The organism is Anaerococcus urinomassiliensis, from assembly GCF_900128425.1.
Classification (GTDB): Bacteria; Bacillota; Clostridia; order Tissierellales; family Peptoniphilaceae; genus Anaerococcus; species Anaerococcus urinomassiliensis.
Map to the genome: position 1 here is coordinate 1,363,955 of NZ_LT635782.1, position 16,283 is coordinate 1,380,237.

General features: G+C 36.9%; 19 protein-coding genes. 7 read left to right on the top strand and 12 right to left on the bottom strand.

Annotated elements, in window-relative coordinates; all coding sequences use genetic code 11:
• Positions 1–305: 305 nt before the first annotated feature.
• The 7 genes from BQ7474_RS07460 to uvrB all read right to left on the bottom strand — a co-directional run bounded on the left by BQ7474_RS07460 (position 306) and on the right by uvrB (position 8,167).
• Entirely contained in the window at positions 306–1,481 is a 1,176-nt protein-coding gene (locus BQ7474_RS07460; protein ID WP_159429554.1) for an ABC transporter permease, read from the bottom strand.
• Positions 1,474–2,364: an ABC transporter ATP-binding protein gene (locus tag BQ7474_RS07465; RefSeq protein ID WP_073998292.1), complete on the bottom strand. Its 891-nt coding sequence runs from the start codon at positions 2,362–2,364 to the stop codon at positions 1,474–1,476. Before BQ7474_RS07465 ends, BQ7474_RS07460 begins: the two co-directional genes overlap by 8 nt.
• A gap of 94 nt (positions 2,365–2,458) precedes the next feature.
• The gene (locus tag BQ7474_RS07470) at positions 2,459–2,665 is read right to left on the bottom strand and encodes a helix-turn-helix transcriptional regulator (RefSeq protein ID WP_073998293.1); all 207 of its coding nucleotides are present in this window, start codon (positions 2,663–2,665) and stop codon (positions 2,459–2,461) included.
• A 12-nt stretch (positions 2,666–2,677) separates the two neighbouring features.
• Positions 2,678–2,995, bottom strand: coding sequence for a DUF6442 family protein (locus tag BQ7474_RS07475; protein ID WP_073998294.1), 318 nt, complete (start codon positions 2,993–2,995; stop codon positions 2,678–2,680).
• A gap of 107 nt (positions 2,996–3,102) precedes the next feature.
• Positions 3,103–3,369: a hypothetical protein gene (locus tag BQ7474_RS07480; RefSeq protein ID WP_073998295.1), complete on the bottom strand. Its 267-nt coding sequence runs from the start codon at positions 3,367–3,369 to the stop codon at positions 3,103–3,105.
• 9 nt (positions 3,370–3,378) lie between these two features.
• Positions 3,379–6,198 carry an excinuclease ABC subunit UvrA gene (uvrA, locus tag BQ7474_RS07485; RefSeq protein ID WP_073998296.1) on the bottom strand — a complete coding sequence of 940 codons (2,820 nt, stop codon included), beginning with the start codon at positions 6,196–6,198 and terminating at the stop codon, positions 3,379–3,381.
• Position 6,199: 1 nt separating this feature from the next.
• Positions 6,200–8,167: an excinuclease ABC subunit UvrB gene (gene uvrB, locus BQ7474_RS07490; RefSeq protein WP_073998297.1), complete on the bottom strand. Its 1,968-nt coding sequence runs from the start codon at positions 8,165–8,167 to the stop codon at positions 6,200–6,202.
• A gap of 175 nt (positions 8,168–8,342) precedes the next feature.
• On the opposite strand from uvrB, the gene dhaK reads away from it, so the two are divergent.
• The 4 genes from dhaK (at position 8,343) to BQ7474_RS07510 (ending at position 11,053) form a co-directional block, all read left to right on the top strand.
• Positions 8,343–9,320 (top strand): dihydroxyacetone kinase subunit DhaK, encoded by a 978-nt coding sequence (dhaK, locus tag BQ7474_RS07495; protein WP_073998298.1) that lies wholly within the window; start codon positions 8,343–8,345, stop codon positions 9,318–9,320.
• Between the two features lie 4 nt (positions 9,321–9,324).
• Positions 9,325–9,924, top strand: a complete 600-nt coding sequence (gene dhaL, locus BQ7474_RS07500) for a dihydroxyacetone kinase subunit DhaL (RefSeq protein ID WP_073998299.1) — start codon at positions 9,325–9,327, stop codon at positions 9,922–9,924.
• Complete coding sequence (dhaM, locus tag BQ7474_RS07505) at positions 9,917–10,303, top strand: dihydroxyacetone kinase phosphoryl donor subunit DhaM (protein ID WP_073998300.1); 387 nt, start codon at positions 9,917–9,919, stop codon at positions 10,301–10,303. The genes dhaL and dhaM overlap by 8 nt, the downstream gene beginning before the upstream one ends.
• 126 nt (positions 10,304–10,429) lie before the next feature.
• Complete coding sequence (locus tag BQ7474_RS07510) at positions 10,430–11,053, top strand: PepSY domain-containing protein (RefSeq protein WP_073998301.1); 624 nt, start codon at positions 10,430–10,432, stop codon at positions 11,051–11,053.
• Between the two features lie 27 nt (positions 11,054–11,080).
• Here BQ7474_RS07510 and BQ7474_RS10625 read toward each other — a convergent pair whose 3' ends face one another.
• The 5 genes from BQ7474_RS10625 to BQ7474_RS07525 all read right to left on the bottom strand — a co-directional run bounded on the left by BQ7474_RS10625 (position 11,081) and on the right by BQ7474_RS07525 (position 13,593).
• Positions 11,081–11,242 carry a hypothetical protein gene (locus BQ7474_RS10625; protein ID WP_159429555.1) on the bottom strand — a complete coding sequence of 54 codons (162 nt, stop codon included), beginning with the start codon at positions 11,240–11,242 and terminating at the stop codon, positions 11,081–11,083.
• 60 nt (positions 11,243–11,302) lie between these two features.
• Positions 11,303–11,476: a hypothetical protein gene (locus BQ7474_RS10630; protein ID WP_159429556.1), complete on the bottom strand. Its 174-nt coding sequence runs from the start codon at positions 11,474–11,476 to the stop codon at positions 11,303–11,305.
• 82 nt (positions 11,477–11,558) lie between these two features.
• Complete coding sequence (locus BQ7474_RS07515) at positions 11,559–11,759, bottom strand: hypothetical protein (RefSeq protein WP_073998302.1); 201 nt, start codon at positions 11,757–11,759, stop codon at positions 11,559–11,561.
• Between the two features lie 30 nt (positions 11,760–11,789).
• On the bottom strand, positions 11,790–12,887 hold the full coding sequence (locus tag BQ7474_RS07520) for a hypothetical protein (protein ID WP_073998303.1): 1,098 nt from the start codon (positions 12,885–12,887) through the stop codon (positions 11,790–11,792).
• The gene (locus tag BQ7474_RS07525; protein ID WP_073998304.1) at positions 12,880–13,593 is read right to left on the bottom strand and encodes an ATP-binding cassette domain-containing protein; all 714 of its coding nucleotides are present in this window, start codon (positions 13,591–13,593) and stop codon (positions 12,880–12,882) included. The genes BQ7474_RS07520 and BQ7474_RS07525 overlap by 8 nt, the downstream gene beginning before the upstream one ends.
• A gap of 136 nt (positions 13,594–13,729) precedes the next feature.
• On the opposite strand from BQ7474_RS07525, the gene BQ7474_RS07530 reads away from it, so the two are divergent.
• Genes BQ7474_RS07530 through BQ7474_RS07540 form a run of 3 tightly spaced genes read left to right on the top strand, consistent with a single transcriptional unit; the run spans position 13,730 to position 16,106 of the window.
• Positions 13,730–14,023 (top strand): ArsR/SmtB family transcription factor, encoded by a 294-nt coding sequence (locus BQ7474_RS07530; RefSeq protein ID WP_073998305.1) that lies wholly within the window; start codon positions 13,730–13,732, stop codon positions 14,021–14,023.
• Positions 14,024–14,026: 3 nt separating this feature from the next.
• Positions 14,027–14,254, top strand: coding sequence for a cation transporter (locus BQ7474_RS07535; protein ID WP_073998306.1), 228 nt, complete (start codon positions 14,027–14,029; stop codon positions 14,252–14,254).
• 13 nt (positions 14,255–14,267) lie between these two features.
• Positions 14,268–16,106: a heavy metal translocating P-type ATPase gene (locus BQ7474_RS07540; RefSeq protein WP_235821489.1), complete on the top strand. Its 1,839-nt coding sequence runs from the start codon at positions 14,268–14,270 to the stop codon at positions 16,104–16,106.
• The last annotated feature ends 177 nt before the right edge of the window (positions 16,107–16,283 follow it).

A 16,283-nucleotide genomic window follows, 5' to 3' on the forward strand; every position in this document is an offset into this window, starting at 1 on the left:
CTCCGCTACCCCTAATTCCTATCCCCCGAGGTGCAACGGTACAGCCTTAAATAATAAAAAAAACATAAGATATCCATTCCTTAAATAATAAGAGAAAGAAAATTTTTTTCTTTTTGCTTTCTTTTTAAAGATCCTTCTATTATTTTTTAAAAGACCTTCCCTCTAGGATAAGATCTTGTATATGTTGTAGCGATTGATGATATTAAGAGGGTGTCTTAGTCATGCTGATAATTTAGATAATTTCCCATCAAAAAAAGGAGCAGTATATGCTCCATTTTTTCTTAAAGTTTTTTATAAAAACTTTTTTATTTCTTTTTTCTTTTGAAAAAACCATCTGTTGAATAGTTTAATATATTCTTCTTATAAACTTTTTCTCCAAATTTGTACATTAATAATATTGATATTAAAAGTATTACTACTGATATGGCTCCCTGTGCTATTGTGGCGTAGCCGTTTAGTAGTCTGAGTGGCATAAAGAATGTTGATGCAAATGGTACATAGGATAGGACCTTGCCTACCATTACATCTCCTCTATTCATTAAGTTGAAGGCTAGGAAAAATAGGATTACTATTAAAAATATTAGTGGTGAGCCCATTTTGCCTGCGTCTTCTACTTTTGTTGCAAATGATCCTAGCATGCCTGCTGCTATTAGGAAGATGAATATCCCTAGTAGGAATAGGAGTATCATTTCTATCAAAATCGGAGTAAAGTTTGGGCCCATGGCTAGGTTTATTGGCAATCCATCTAGTATGCCCTTAGCTTTTGCTATATTAAATCCTATGACTCCAAATATTACATAGGTCAGCATTTGTATGAGGACTGCTATGAAGTTTCCTAGCATTTTTCCTGCAAAATAGTCTCCAGGTCTTACTGATGAGAAGATGAATTCTATCATCTTTGTTCCTTTTTCTGTAGCTGTCTCTGATAGGACTACATTTATAAAGCTGATTGATATCATATACATCAAAAATAAGAAGATGAAGTAGATTATCATACCCATTGACCTATTTTCTTCTTTTTCATCGCTGATTTCATTGATTACTGGCATCTTTCCTAAGGCCTTTATTTGTTCCTGGTTAAGGTCAGCCTTTTGGGCGTTGATGTCTGTTTGTATTTGACTAAGTATTGCTTGTAGGGTTAGTTTTTGGCCCATTGATGATGAGCCTGACATATAGTCAGCTTTTATTAGGCCATTGTCATTTTTGACTTTTGCATAGGATGAGATTTCCTTATCGTCCAATAGCTTATCAAGTTCATCTTCGCTGATAAGCCTAAAATCATAGTCTGGGTTGTTTTCAAAGTATGGTGCTATACTTTCATCTGCTATGACTGCCATGTCGTTGCCAGAGCTACTAGCAAAATATCCTATGGCCATGGTTATGACCATCATAATTATTGGGAATAAGATCATAAACCAGAAAGAACCTGATTTGATTTGCTTCATCAAAGTATCTTGGGCTACAATTTTCATTCTATTCATGACTTTCCACCACCTTTGCAAATATCTCATTTAGTGTAGGAGCAGCTTGGCTAAATTGGCTAACAAAACCTATATGGTTTTTGATTGATTCATAAATCTCTCTGCTATCGTTTTGGTCATTTAGGTAAAGTTTCCAAATATTGCCATTTTTAGTGTAAGATTTGACCTTGCCATCTATAAGTGGCAACAAGTCCCTATCTGTTTCTACCAAGATTTCCTCTCTTGGATAAGTATTTCTAATCTCTGCTGGAGTACCATTTAGGACAACTTTGCCGTTTTTTAGCATGACAAGTTTATTGCAGAGGGCTTCCACGTTTTCCATGTTGTGGGATGAGAACAATATAGTCATACCCATGGAGTTTAGTTCTTTGATGATATCTTCCAATAGCCTGATATTGTATGGATCAAGGCCTGAAAGTGGTTCATCTAGGATTACAAATTCTGGCCTATAGATTACTGCTGCCAAGAGTTGGACTTTTTGTTGGTTCCCTTTGGATAGGGATTTGATCTTGTCTGTTAACTTGCCCTTGATTTCAAATCTATCAAACCATTTTTCCAAAGTTTCTTTAGGGATATTGTCCATTTGGTTAAGTCTTGCAAAGTAGCGGATTTCCTCTTCAATGGTCTTTTTTGGTGAAAGAGATCTTTCTTCTGGCAAAAATCCAATTTTTTCTAGGGGAACTTTGGCCATTGGTTTTCCATCGTAGAGGATTTCTCCACTGTAATCGTCAAAGAAATTCATCATTGAACGAAATAGAGTGGATTTACCAGCGCCGTTTTGGCCAATCAAGCCAAAAACATCTCCTTTTTCAACAGTAAAAGAGACATCATCTAAGGCCTGGACTTTGCCAAAAGATTTAGATACATTTTTTATCTCAATCATAGCTTTACTCCTTTATCTTTTATAGTTAATAATTTTTAAAAAACAATTAATACTTCTCTAAGTTTTTACCCAAATTTATATGAAATCATCATTGCTAAAAGTAAAATAAATCTTCAAATTTTTCATCTAGGGCTATGCACAAGATCAAGGCCAACTTGGCAGTCGGATTAAATTGGCCTGTTTCTATGGAACTTATGGTGTTTCTAGAAACACCAACTTCGTCGGCTAGCTTTTGTTGAGAATATCCTTTGGCCTTTCTTACTTCCTTGAGCCTATTTTTTAGTATCAATTCTTCATTCATAGATTCACCTTATTAGTTGAAACTCATAAAATGAGCTACTAGACTTAATAATCCACCTAAGGCAAAAATAATTCCCAAAACTAGGTCTTTCTTTTCTCTGATGTATTTGTATCTGACTAGAATCATAGTCCCCATAATAGCAAAATATATAGCTTGGGCGCCATAATTGTAAGTATTGAAGACAAATTGATCTCCAGCCACTATAATGGCAGTCACTATTAGGCCAACTTGACTTGAAATCTTTCCTGCTTTTGTCAGTGCATCTAAGAGATACTCATCATTTTTCTCATAATCCTTTCTGCTTTTTGCGAGTATTTCTTCTCTATCCATATTTTTCTCCTTTTTGACAAGTATACTTGGTAATTTAATTATACATATGCCAAGTGTACTTGTCAAAAATATTTTCAAACAAAAAAAGACTGCCGAAGCAGCCTTGATTAATTATCTTCATTTAAAATCTTTGAAACATCGTCAATACCAACACTTTTTAGTAGATCTTCGATTTCCTTTGTTGTCTTGTTTAGCTTGTTACTTAAATCTTTTGCTGAAACTTCTGCGCTTTCATCATTAGCCACATCCTCTTGGCCTGGAATGGATTCTGGAAGGTCTATATAGAAATCTTGACCATCTCCCATTGAAAAGCTTACTGGTCTACCGTTTCTTTTTGTGTCTACTTTGTTGTCTTTTTTATCTTCAAATCCCATTATTTTCTCCTATTTTTTAAGAATTTTCTTTAGGTACTTGCCCGTGTATGATTTTTTGTTTTTTGCTATCTCTTCTGGAGTACCAGCTCCCACCAGGGTCCCACCACCATCTCCACCTTCTGGTCCTAGGTCTACAATGTAGTCAGAAACTTTGATTACATCTAGGTTGTGCTCTATGACAACCACCGTGTTGTTCTGGTCAACTAGACGGTTTAGGACTTCTATTAGTTTGTGGACATCAGCCATGTGTAGGCCTGTAGTTGGCTCATCGAGTATATATAGGGTCTGGCCTGTGCCTACTTTGGCAAGTTCTGTGGCAAGTTTTACTCTTTGAGCCTCTCCACCAGATAGTTCTGTGGATGGTTGGCCAATCTTGATATAGCCAAGTCCTACATCATAGAGGGTTTGGAGTTTTCTGACAATTGGGGCGTGGTTTTCAAAAAATTCTATGCCTTCTTCAACTGTCATATCCAAAACTTCTGATATATCTTTGCCCTTATATTTGACTTCTAAAGTCTCGCGGTTGTAGCGCTTACCATGGCAAACTTCGCATGGCACATATACATCTGGCAAGAACATCATGTCTACCTTGATTGTACCATCACCCTTGCAGGCTTCACAACGTCCACCCTTTACATTGAAGGAAAATCTGCCCTTGGCATAGCCCCTCATCTTGGCCTCGTTGGTCATGGCAAATACATCTCGGATATTGTCAAAGACCTTGGTGTAGGTTGCAGGATTGGACCTCGGAGTCCTTCCTATTGGGGATTGGTCAATGGCTATGACCTTGTCGATTTGATCAAGACCTAGGATATCGTCGTGCTTGCCTGGGCGAACCTTGGTTTTGTTGAGCCTTCTTGTAACAGACTTATAGAGGATTTCATTTATCAGTGAAGATTTTCCCGAACCTGATACTCCTGTCACAGATGTCAAGACGCCAAGAGGTATCTTAACGTCTATATCTTTGAGGTTGTTTTCCTTGGCTCCCTTAATCTCTATAAAATTGTCCGAGCTTCTTCTTGTTTTAGGAACTGGGATTTCTCTTCTGCCAGATAGGTAGTCGCCTGTGATAGAATTTTTGGCTTTTATAATGTCATCTAGGCTTCCTTTGGCCACAACTTCTCCCCCGTGGACTCCAGCCTTTGGACCTATATCTACTATATAGTCAGCTTCACGAATGGTATCTTCGTCGTGTTCTACGATAATTAGGGTGTTTCCTATATCTGTGAGATTTCTTAGGGAGGTTATTAGCTTGTCATTATCTCTTTGGTGTAGTCCTATTGATGGCTCATCTAGGACATAGCATACTCCCACAAGGCCCGAGCCAATCTGGGTAGCCAGTCTTATCCTCTGACTTTCTCCTCCAGAAAGGGTTGATGCAGCACGGCTTAGGGTTAGGTAGCCAAGGCCTACGTCATTTAGGAACTTTAATCTCGCCTTAATCTCCTTTACGATTAGCTCTGCTATTTTTGCTTTCATTTCTGATAATTTTAGTTTATCAAAAAATTCTATAGACTTCTCTACAGAAAGTTTGGTCAAATCTGATATGTTTGTCTCGTTTATTTTGATGGCCAAAACTTCTTGCTTTAACCTGTCTCCGTGGCAGGTGTGGCATTCTTCTTCGCCCATGAATTCACCAATTCTTTTCCTTAGTGAATCAGAGTTTGACCTTTCGTACCTGTCAGATAGGTTAGTGATAGCTCCTTCAAATTTGCCCTTGTATCTCTTTCTGCCAGAAAATCTGGAGTCAAAGACAAAGTTTAGCTCGTAGTCGGTCCCATAAAGGATATCATCTATCATCTCTTGTGGAGCATCTTTGATTGGCTTATCAGTTGGAAAATCATAATGGTCGGATATGGCCTTGATAGTTTCGTAATAGTATGAACCCTTGGCAGAACCAGCATAGGCATCAATGGCCCCCTCATCTATAGAAAGATTTTTCTGTGGGATTACAAGCTCTGGGTCAATTTGTAGGTGAAAACCTAGACCATTACAGTCTGGGCACATGCCTATTGGTGCATTGAAGGAGAACATATTCGGTGTAATCTCTGGCAGGCTCACGTGGCCGTCTGGACAGGCAAGCTTGGAGCTCATCATAAAAGGCTCTCCGTCTATGACATCGATTATGACCAAGCCATTAGCAAGGCCTAAGGCCGTTTCCAAAGAATCTGTAAGTCTAGCATTGACGCCTTCTTTGATGACAATCCTATCTACGACAATTGATATGTCGTGCTTTTTGGTTTTGGATAATTCAATCTCTTCTGCCAGGTCGTATTTTTCTCCATCTATGATAACTCTCACAAATCCTTGTTTTTGGATATTTTCTAGAGCCTTTTTATGTTGGCCCTTCTTGCCCTTTATCATAGGAGCAAGGATCTGTATCCTAGTCCTTTCTGGCAACTCCAGGATATGGTCTACCATTTGGTCTATGGATTGGGCTTCGATTTTCTTGCCACAAACTGGACAATAAGCATCGCCAATTCTGGCATAGAGCAGCCTATAATAGTCGTATATTTCTGTAACTGTTGCTACAGTTGATCTTGGGTTTCTATTGGTTGTCTTTTGGTCTATGGATATAGATGGGGAAAGTCCCTCTATGCTATCCACATCCGGCTTGTCAACATTGCCCAAAAACTGCCTAGCATAGGATGATAGACTTTCTACGTAGCGCCTCTGTCCCTCGGCATAAATTGTGTCAAAGGCCAAAGTGGACTTCCCAGATCCGGAAAGCCCAGTAAAAACTATCATATTATCGCGTGGCAGAGTTATGTTGACATTTTTTAAGTTGTTGGTGCGAGCACCTTTTATAACTATGTCGTGTTCTGTCAATTTATGCTCCTTGGAAATTTTCTTTCATAGACTTGATTTGGTCACGAATGTTGGCAGCTCTCTCAAAGTCAAGCTCTTCTGCTGCCTTATACATTTGACTTTCAAGATTGATCAATATTGTATCTATATCTTCGCGGCTAAATTCTTCAACTTCCTCTTCTTTTGTTTCTTTGGTTACTTGAATCATTTCGCCGATATTTTTCCTGATTGTAGTTGGTACTATACCATGTTCTTCGTTGAAGGCCATTTGGATCTCACGACGACGGCTTGTTTCATCCATGGCAATTTTCATAGACTTGGTTATAGAATCCCCATATAAGATTACATGGCCTTCGCTGTTTCTAGCAGCACGACCAATAGTTTGGATAAGGGATCTTTCTGACCTGAGGAAGCCTTCCTTGTCAGCATCAAGTATGGCTATAAGGCTAACTTCTGGTATATCTATACCCTCACGAAGGAGGTTGATGCCAACTAGTACGTCAAATTCTCCAAGTCTAAGCTCTCTTATAATCTCAGATCTTTCTATAGTTTTGATATCTGAGTGCAAGTATTTTACCTTTACTCCATTTTGAGTTAGGTAGGTTGTCAAATCTTCGGCCATTTTCTTGGTCAAAGTTGTAACCAAAGTCCTGTCGCCCTTTTCTGTGGTCTTGTTAATTTCTTCCATTAGATCGTCGATTTGATTTTCTGTTGGACGAACTTCAACAAGTGGGTCTAATAGCCCTGTAGGACGAATGATTTGATCTACCATCTTTCCACCAGTCTTGTCCATTTCGTAAGGACCTGGGGTTGCTGAAACATAGATTGCTTGGTCGATTAAACCTTCAAATTCATGGAATTTCAAAGGTCTATTGTCAAGGGCTGATGGAAGTCTAAAACCATAGTCGACTAGGTTTTGCTTTCTGGACCTATCTCCCTCATACATGCCCCCTACTTGAGGGATGGATACGTGGGATTCGTCAACCATAAGGACAAAATCTTTTGGGAAATAATCTATCAAGGTATATGGTCTAGATCCTGGTGCTCTTTGGCTTAGGTGTCTGGAGTAGTTTTCTATACCTGAGCAAAAACCTATTTCCTTTAGCATTTCTATGTCGTAGCGAGTTCTTTGCTCCAACCTTTGAGCTTCCAAAAGCTTGTTTTGACTATTTAGCTCAGCAAGACGTTCTTCTAATTCTTCTTCGATAGTAACAATGGCACGCTCTGTCTTTTCACTAGTTGTAGCGTAGTGGCTGGCAGGATAAATGTAGCCGTGGCTTAGCTTCGCTGTCACCTTTCCTGTTAGGGAATCAAACTCAGAAATCTCCTCGATTTCATCACCAAAAAACTCAACTCTGATGGCTTTTTGGTCAAAACCTGCTGGGAAAATATCTAGTATATCTCCACGACGTCTGAAAGTCCCTCTCTCAAAGTCAATGTCATTTCTTACATATTGAACATCTATTAATTTTCTCATCACTTCTTCCGGAGCGATCTCTTGGCCAGGGCGCAAGGATACGACTAGTTCTTTGTAGTCGATTGGGTCACCTAGACCATAGATACAAGAAACAGATGCCACGATTATAACATCTCTTCTCTCAAAAAGAGCCATGGTCGCAGAGTGGCGCATCTTGTCGATCTCATCGTTGATAGAAGAATCCTTGGCAATATAAGTATCAGTTGCAGCTACATAGGCTTCCGGTTGGTAGTAGTCGTAGTAGGAAACAAAATACTCCACAGCATTGTCTGGGAAAAACTCCTTAAACTCTGTAAACAGCTGGTAGGCCAAGGTCTTGTTGTGGGCAAGAATCAAGGTTGGCCTTTGGACCTCCTCGATTATATTTGCCATGGTAAAGGTCTTGCCAGAACCTGTAACCCCTCTTAGAATTTGGTGCTTTTTACCTTCCTTAAGGCCCTTAGCAAGCTTAGCAATAGCCTCTGGCTGGTCACCTCTTGGTTTGTATTCGGAATTTATCTTAAATTTATTCAAAGATTAATCCTTTCTTTATATATCAATGAAAAAGTCAAAGTTTTTGACTTACTTTGACCTTTGTATTACTATTCTCATATTCATAAATATACTGCGGAAAGGACAATATTTCAATCATTATTATCTACCTAGATGGGTATATATCATAAAAAGAATATTATAATCGGAGGTAGATATGAAAAAGATTATAAACAAGCCAGAAGATATAATTAATCAAATGCTAGATGGAATGGTAAAGGCAAATCCAGAAAAAATCGTAAGAATCGAAGGCACTAGTGTCATTGCAAGAAAAGATGCACCAGTTGCTGGCAAAGTTGGTCTAATATCAGGTGGTGGTTCCGGTCACGAACCTGCTCATGCTGGTTATGTTGGCAAGGGCATGCTTGATTGTGCCATAGCTGGAGATGTATTCACATCCCCTACCCCAGACCAAGTACTTGAAGCTATCAAAAGAGCTGACTCTGGCAAGGGAGTTTTTATGGTAGTGAAAAATTACCAGGGAGATGTTATGAACTTTGAAATGGCCAAGGAAATGGCAGAAATGGAAGATATAGAAGTCGACTATGTGATTACCAACGATGATATAGTAGTAGAAAACAAGGAAGACAGACGTGGGGTAGCTGGAACAATCTTTGTTCATAAGACCCTTGGCGCCATGGCAGAAAACGGAGCTAGCCTAAGCGAAATCAAGGAAATGGCTGATAAAATTGTAGAAGACATCAAATCTATCGGTATGGCAAGCAAACCATGCACCAACCCTTCAGATGGCAAGGAATCCTTTAGCCTAGATGAAAACGAAATCGAAATGGGAATCGGCATCCACGGTGAAGAGGGCATCCAAAAAGAAGAAATGAAATCAGCAGATGAAATCACAAAAGAAATGATCGATAGGCTCCTAGTTGAAGTGACAGATACAAATAGCCAATATGCCCTCATGATAAATGGTATGGGAGCTACACCAGAGATGGAACTATTTGTCATAAACAACAGCATTGCTGATTACCTAGCTGAGAAAAACATCAAAATTGCTCGCACTTATGTAGGTAACTTTATGACCAGTATGGATATGGCAGGATTCTCAATCACCTTATACAAGGTTGACGACCAAAGACTAGCCCTCCTAGACCAAGAAGTAGACATAGTAAGGAAATAAATATATGCAAGTTAATAATGTAAAAACTCTAATATTACAAGCAGCAGATGAAATCATAGCCAACAAGGACTATCTCACAGACCTAGATAGGTCCATAGGAGATGCTGACCACGGCGTAAATATGGCAAAAGGCTTTGGCTTTACCAAGGAAGCTCTAGAAGCTGACTTTGATGATTACAAAACTTTGTTTAATAAAGTAGCTACTACTTTGCTATCCAAGGTAGGCGGAGCCTCTGGCCCTCTCTATGGTTCATTTTTTATGAAATTTGCTGCAAGCCTCAAGGATGTAGAAGATTTGACCCGTGATGAACTAAACAAAGCATTTACAGCTGGTCTTGAGGGAGTCAAACAAAGAGGAAAGGCAGAAGTTGGCGATAAGACTATGGTAGATGTCCTAGAGCCAGTTGCAGAAGCCCTAAATGCTGGCAAATCTTTTGATGAGGTTATTAAAATAGCAGAAGAATCCATGGAAAAAACCAAGGACATCAAAGCTAAAAAAGGCCGTGCATCATACGTTGGAGAAAGGTCTATTGGCCACATTGACCCAGGTGCAGCAAGTTCTTATATCCTAATCAAAGAAACTTTGGGAGCTATCAATGATTAATATACTAATAGCAAGCCACAGCCATAAATTAGCGGAAGGGTTAAAAGAATTAGTAGGCCAAATGGCTGCTGATGTCAATATCGAATACTCTGGTGGAACAGAAGATGGAGAACTTGGTTCAAACTTTGAAGAAATCAACGAAAAAATGACAAGACTTGCTGAGGATGGAGTAGTAGTATTCTTTGACCTTGGATCATCAATGATGAACTGTGAGATGGCCTATGATATGCTAGATGATAACCTTAAGGAAAATGTCCTACTAGCTGGCTCTCCCCTAGTTGAATCAAGTGTTGAGATAGCAGTAACTATAGACGAAAACACAAGTCTTGACCAAATCAAAGAACAAGTATCTTCCTATCATCTTAATAAATTAGCATAGAACACTTTTGTAAATACAATTTATGTTTTATAAATAAACCTCTCTAGATTTTTCTATTATATTAATTTATTGATTAATATTATAAAGTGGGTATATTAATAATATGCAATTTAAGGAGGAAGAATAATGAAAATTAAAAACCTAAAATACGGAGCATCTGCTCTAGCTTTGGCAGCAGTATTAGCTGCTTGTGGTAACGAAAGTGCCAACAAAGCCAAAGAAGATGTCAAGGATGCCGCAAGCAATACCGAAGCTGCAGTCACAGAAGAAGTTGACAAGGCAAAGGATAGCGTAGAAGAAAAAGTTGACGACCTAAAATCTGGCATAGAAGAAAAAGAATTCGCTCTAAGTCTTGATGATGCTGTAGCAAAATTCAAAGAAACTTTCACAGCTGAAGGTCTTGAAATCAACAGTGTAGAACTTGACGAAGATGACGGAGTTTATGCTTACTCTATAGAAGGATTTGACGGCGAAAAAGAATATCAAGCAAAAATTGACGCTGAAAGTGGCGAAATCCTAGGTCAAGAGGAAGAAGTTGATGATGATAAAGACAATGACACAGCAATCGACTTTACTAAAATCCTAGCTCCAAAAGAAGCTATGGCTAAAGCACTTGAAAACAACAAAGGCTATGTAAAATCATACGAAATAGAAACTAATGACGAAGGCAAAATAGTATACAGCATCGACGTTGAAGATGGCGATGATGTAGAACTTGATGCAGAAAGTGGAGACATACTTCACAAATAATCACAAAAGGGCCCATAGGGGTCCTTTTTACATTGATCTATAATCAGTCCCTCGCCTACTAAATATATATAGGCCAAGTCCAATTAAAAACACAAGAAATCCCATGCCACCCTTTTTAGTAAAAAACATAAAAACGGATATGCTTATAAAAACTATGGCAAGTATACTTAAAAGCTTTCTCTCATTCATAATATTCCTCCATTGTTAAATATGTACAAAAAAACCTTCCGCTTGGGAAGGCTAAAATTTTTATCTAGGAACGTAATTTTGATTTTCTTTTTCTTCCTTTTTACCAAGTCCGAATACTACTGCACCTATCAAAAATACAATAAATCCTACTCCCCCACGTTTATCAAAAAACATATAAACTGAGAAAAGCATAGCTACAATTCCTATAATTTGTTGAATCTTAGTTTTGTTCATAATATCTCCTTATATTTTTTCATATATAATATACTTACCCAAAAAAATAAAACTCCCAAAAGGAGTTTTATCAAGTCAGTAATTAAAAGAAATATTTTGTTCTATTTCTCTTCCTGCCATTAGCATTATCTGATGGATTTCTAAATGCCATGACAATAAATAGAATTCCTAGTATTACAGAAACTACTGCAAAAATTGGTTGGTTTTGTTTATATATAAAATATGCAGCTACTAGCCAAATTATACCAACGATAATTCTTATAGCTTTAGAACTATTAGTCATCAATTATCTCCTTTCTATTAAAATTTATACTTAGAATGTCTTAAACATTATTAGTACTAAAAAACTGATTACAAAAACAATTATTGGTAAGATATACTTTCTTGGATGTTTCCAGATTTCATTTTGTGTCTTTGTATTTGTTATAGGCCTTAGACTTTCGAGTTTATATGATACAAAAACTTCTATTATTGTTACAATTACCATGTTTACTATTAGCAAATAAGTTGGTTGGACTTTATTAAAATTAATCACTACAATTATGGTATTTATAATTACAAAATATAGGGCTAGGACTTTGATATAATCTTTTTGTAGGGTTACATTTGGAAACATTTTATCATAGCTTCTCAAAGCTTCACTTGATGAAAACATAGTCAATAGTGGAGTGTTTACAGCTCCAACTGCAAAGGCAATAACTAGTCCCATAGCTTCAGGAAGAGCAAGAGATGCAAATATTATCATGACTATAAGCGAAATAGAGTTTATAATATATACACTTTCAGCAAGAGCAAATTTTAAGAAATAATTCTTTATATGTAATTTATTAATTTTTGTATTAGTTCTTGTAGAAAAATATATATCTTTAAATAATACTGAAGATATCGCAATAGTAACTAGACAAGCTATACCACCATAGAGCAAACTATAATTTATTATCATATATAAGGCTATAAGAGATATGGCTAAAATAAGCAAAAATTTCCCCAGGGAAAGATTTAAAGTATTACTTGCTGAAGCAAAAAAAGTAATAACCAACATAATAAAGGTAACTTTTACATAAAAATCAAATGGGGCCTTTAGTAGATATAAGGCTATAAAAACTAAGATTAATTTACTAAAAATTGTATCAATTAATATAGCAAGGATAAAATTTCTATTTAAAGTCTGAGTGCTAACAGGTAAGGCATAATAAGATAAAATTCTATCATTTGCAACATATCCTCTAATATAATAAAAAATTGATCCAACTAGGGCAACTGCTACAAAAATTAGAAATCTTTCGTTAAAGACAATATCTTGCCTATTTTTTAAAAGTCCATCTAAGACGGCATAGGCAACTATAGCGTAGATAAAATATTTTAAGAACCTTTGCCTATCAAGAAGATCTTTGGTAAAAAGTTTAAACATTTTCCACTCCAAAAGATTTCATAATTTCATCAGAACTCAATTTTTCAACTATTGGTTTTTTCTCGCTAAGTTTGCCATTGTGCAGTAGTATGTATGAATCAGCAACTTCATTTATTGACTCTAGAATATGGGTAGACATAAAAATCGAACCATATTTTTTGTATTTTTTTAACTCTTGGTACAAAAACACAGTAGATTCAAAGTCTAGGCCATCTACAGGCTCATCTAATACTAAAAAAGGTAATTTTAGGCCAAGAGCAGCTATAATATAAAATTTCTTGGCATTTCCCATAGATAGATCTTTTAGTATGTAGTTTTCATATTTATTAAAATTAAAACCCTGCATCAAGGACTCTATGTAAGTTTCATCGATTTCTTTGCCATATATTTTGTACAAAAAATCTGCATATTCCCAAAAACTCCAGTATCTAAAGGCTTTATCATCTGAAAAAACTGCCAGCCTATTTTCTTTAAAGTATGGGTCTTTGAAATCAGAATTTTTGCCCATAAAACTAATTTCATCCACCTTGTAATTAGGATGTATGTCCATAATAGTTTTGATAAGGGTTGTTTTCCCCGAACCATTACTGCCTACAAGTGCCACGACTTCATTTTGATTGAGACTAAAACTGCACCCATCTAAGATATTTTTTTCTGGGTCATACCACGATTTTAAATTTTTCACTGTAAAAAGTTCTTCTACCATACTGGCCTCCTTGAGAATTATTTACCCACTAAATAAATTATAAATGTAAAATTATCATAACATATATAAACTTTGACATAATGTAAATATCTGCTATAATATATATGAACACATATTCATATGAACAGAGGTGACAATGTTAAGCATTAAAGATGAAGAAATTTTATTTGATTTAGCTGATCTTTTTAAGGTTTTTGGCGATTCAACTAGGCTTAGGATCATGAATGTGCTTTTTAGTGGACCTACTGCTGTAGGCGAAATTGCGGAGGCCTTGGATATGAGCCAGTCGGCTATTAGCCACCAGCTAAAAAGTTTGAAGGATAACAATTTGGTCAGAGCCAAGAGAAGTGGCAAATCAATGTACTACGAACTTGCCGATGACCATGTAAAGACGATTTTTAAGACAGGAATTGAACATATTAAGGAGTAAGTTATGAGATTAAAATATAAAGTAGAAAGCAAATCACTATGTGCAAATTGCGCAGCAAAAATAGAAGAAGCTGTCAAAAATATTGACGGAGTAGAGGATGCCAACCTATCATTTTTGACAGAAAAATTAAAGCTTGAAGTTAAGGATGATGCAAATCCTGACCAAATCCTAGATGAAGCTAATAAAATTGCTGACAAGTTAGAACCAGGAACAGTATTTTTGGCCAAATAGTATGTTTAAATCAATGACAGATGAACACAAAAGTGAGCTTAAGCGATTGATTGTAATTGCCATCCTCACTTTTGTCCTAGGTATTTATCATCATAGATACGTTTCTGGTCCATATATAATAATAGTATTTGCAATAATATATATAATGGTGGCTTTTGATATTCTAAAAGAAGCATTTCAAATGCTTAAGCGTGGACAAGCTCTTGACGAGAATTTCTTGATGTCTATTGCTACAATCACAGCCTTTGCAATCGGCCAATATACTGAAGCTGTCGCTGTAATGCTCTTTTATAATTTTGGTGAGCTTTTTGAAGAAATTGCCACCCATAAGTCTAGAGAAAATATCAAAGGACTACTAAACTTGGTGCCAGAAGTAGCAAATAAGGTAAATCCAGACGGAAGTACTACAGAAATCGACCTAGATGATGTCGAAGTTGGCGATATACTCCTAGTCCGTGATGGCGAAAAAATCGGTGTTGACGGTATTGTAACCAAGGGTCACGGGCTATTGGATACCTCATCTGTAACAGGCGAATCTATGCCAGTTGAACTTGAAGTTGGATCTGAGATTATTTCTTCATCTATTATGACAGAAGGAATCATACAAATGGAAGCCAAAAAAGAATTTGAAGATTCTGTAGCTGCCAAAATCATGGAACTTATCGAAGACTCAGCAGGAAGTAAGTCAGAAAGTGAGAAAACTGTAACTCGTTTTGCAAGGGTATATACACCAATTGTAGTTGTACTTGCAATCTTACTTGCACTGGTGCCTCCCTTATTTTTTGGTGGAGCCTGGAATGATTACTTGCTACGTGCTGCAACATTTTTAGTATTATCTTGCCCATGTGCTCTTGTCCTATCAGTACCACTTACCTTTATGTCAGGCCTTGGCCTTGCTAGTGAAAATGGGATACTCATCAAGGGAAGCCAATACTTTGAAAGCCTCAACCAGGCCCAAGTCCTATTGACAGACAAGACTGGAACTCTCACAACAGGCAAATTCAAGGTAGAAGATGTCAAATATTTTGGAGATTATGATAAGGAAGAAACCCTTGATTACATCTACAATATAGAACTTTTGAGCACCCATCCAATAGCCAAAGGAGTGGTAGAAAGCTTAGATAGAGAAAAAAAACCAGATCTATTTAAAAATGTAACAAACGAAAAAGGCCTTGGGGTCAAAGCCATCAACCAAAATGACCAAGAAATCAAAATTGGTTCAGCAAAATATGTGGGCTACAAAGAAGAAGAAAAAGATAGGTCAATATATCTTTCTATAGATGGAAATCTAGCCGCAAAAGTAATAATAGAAGACGATATCAAGGAAAATACAAAAGAAACTATAGATAACCTCAAAGATCACTTCAAAGAAGTCCTAGTAGTATCTGGCGATAGCGAACAAGTCGTAAAAGAAACATCAAACAAACTCGGACTTACAGACTATTATGCAGAAGTTATGCCAGATGAAAAACTCAAAGTTTTAAAAGAATTTGAAACAAAGGGAGAAAAAACAGTCTTTGTAGGAGACGGAATAAACGATGCTCCAGTCCTTGCCAATGCAAGTGTGGGAATCTCCATGGGAGAAACAGCAAGCGACCTTGCCATAGAATCATCAGATATCCTGGTAGTAAATGGCGAATTTGCAAAACTAAATGAATTAATGAAAATATCAGACATCACCAATAGAACTGTCAGACAAAACATAACATTCATATTGCTAGTAAAACTAGTAATACTAATCCTAGGATTTTTAGGAAAAGCCAATATGTGGCTGGCAATATTTGGAGATGTAGGAGTATCAATCATTGCCATACTTTGGGCAATGAGGATATTGAAAAAAGGGGAAGTATAACTAACCCCTTTTTAATTTCCCCTATTATTGAAATGATGGTATTTTTGATAAGCACATTCTCTACTTTGCCAGTCCAAACACCTGTCATCATAGAGAGAGGCCTTATAGGGCCATCTTTACAAAGAATGTGTTTGTATGAAAGATGTTTCGCATTCGCTCAATCAGATTTTGACAAAT

Coding starts and splice junctions, on each gene's coding strand:
- dhaM (WP_073998300.1), top strand. CDS start 9,917: ATGATTAATATACTAATAGCAAGCCACAGCCATAAATTAGCGGAAGGG.
- BQ7474_RS07460 (WP_159429554.1), bottom strand. CDS start 1,481: ATGAATAGAATGAAAATTGTAGCCCAAGATACTTTGATGAAGCAAATC.
- BQ7474_RS07465 (WP_073998292.1), bottom strand. CDS start 2,364: ATGATTGAGATAAAAAATGTATCTAAATCTTTTGGCAAAGTCCAGGCC.
- dhaL (WP_073998299.1), top strand. CDS start 9,325: ATGCAAGTTAATAATGTAAAAACTCTAATATTACAAGCAGCAGATGAA.
- BQ7474_RS10630 (WP_159429556.1), bottom strand. CDS start 11,476: ATGAACAAAACTAAGATTCAACAAATTATAGGAATTGTAGCTATGCTT.
- BQ7474_RS07480 (WP_073998295.1), bottom strand. CDS start 3,369: ATGGGATTTGAAGATAAAAAAGACAACAAAGTAGACACAAAAAGAAAC.
- BQ7474_RS07515 (WP_073998302.1), bottom strand. CDS start 11,759: ATGACTAATAGTTCTAAAGCTATAAGAATTATCGTTGGTATAATTTGG.
- BQ7474_RS07540 (WP_235821489.1), top strand. CDS start 14,268: ATGACAGATGAACACAAAAGTGAGCTTAAGCGATTGATTGTAATTGCC.
- BQ7474_RS07475 (WP_073998294.1), bottom strand. CDS start 2,995: ATGGATAGAGAAGAAATACTCGCAAAAAGCAGAAAGGATTATGAGAAA.
- BQ7474_RS07520 (WP_073998303.1), bottom strand. CDS start 12,887: ATGTTTAAACTTTTTACCAAAGATCTTCTTGATAGGCAAAGGTTCTTA.
- BQ7474_RS07530 (WP_073998305.1), top strand. CDS start 13,730: ATGTTAAGCATTAAAGATGAAGAAATTTTATTTGATTTAGCTGATCTT.
- BQ7474_RS07510 (WP_073998301.1), top strand. CDS start 10,430: ATGAAAATTAAAAACCTAAAATACGGAGCATCTGCTCTAGCTTTGGCA.
- BQ7474_RS07535 (WP_073998306.1), top strand. CDS start 14,027: ATGAGATTAAAATATAAAGTAGAAAGCAAATCACTATGTGCAAATTGC.
- BQ7474_RS07525 (WP_073998304.1), bottom strand. CDS start 13,593: ATGGTAGAAGAACTTTTTACAGTGAAAAATTTAAAATCGTGGTATGAC.
- dhaK (WP_073998298.1), top strand. CDS start 8,343: ATGAAAAAGATTATAAACAAGCCAGAAGATATAATTAATCAAATGCTA.
- BQ7474_RS07470 (WP_073998293.1), bottom strand. CDS start 2,665: ATGAATGAAGAATTGATACTAAAAAATAGGCTCAAGGAAGTAAGAAAG.
- BQ7474_RS10625 (WP_159429555.1), bottom strand. CDS start 11,242: ATGAATGAGAGAAAGCTTTTAAGTATACTTGCCATAGTTTTTATAAGC.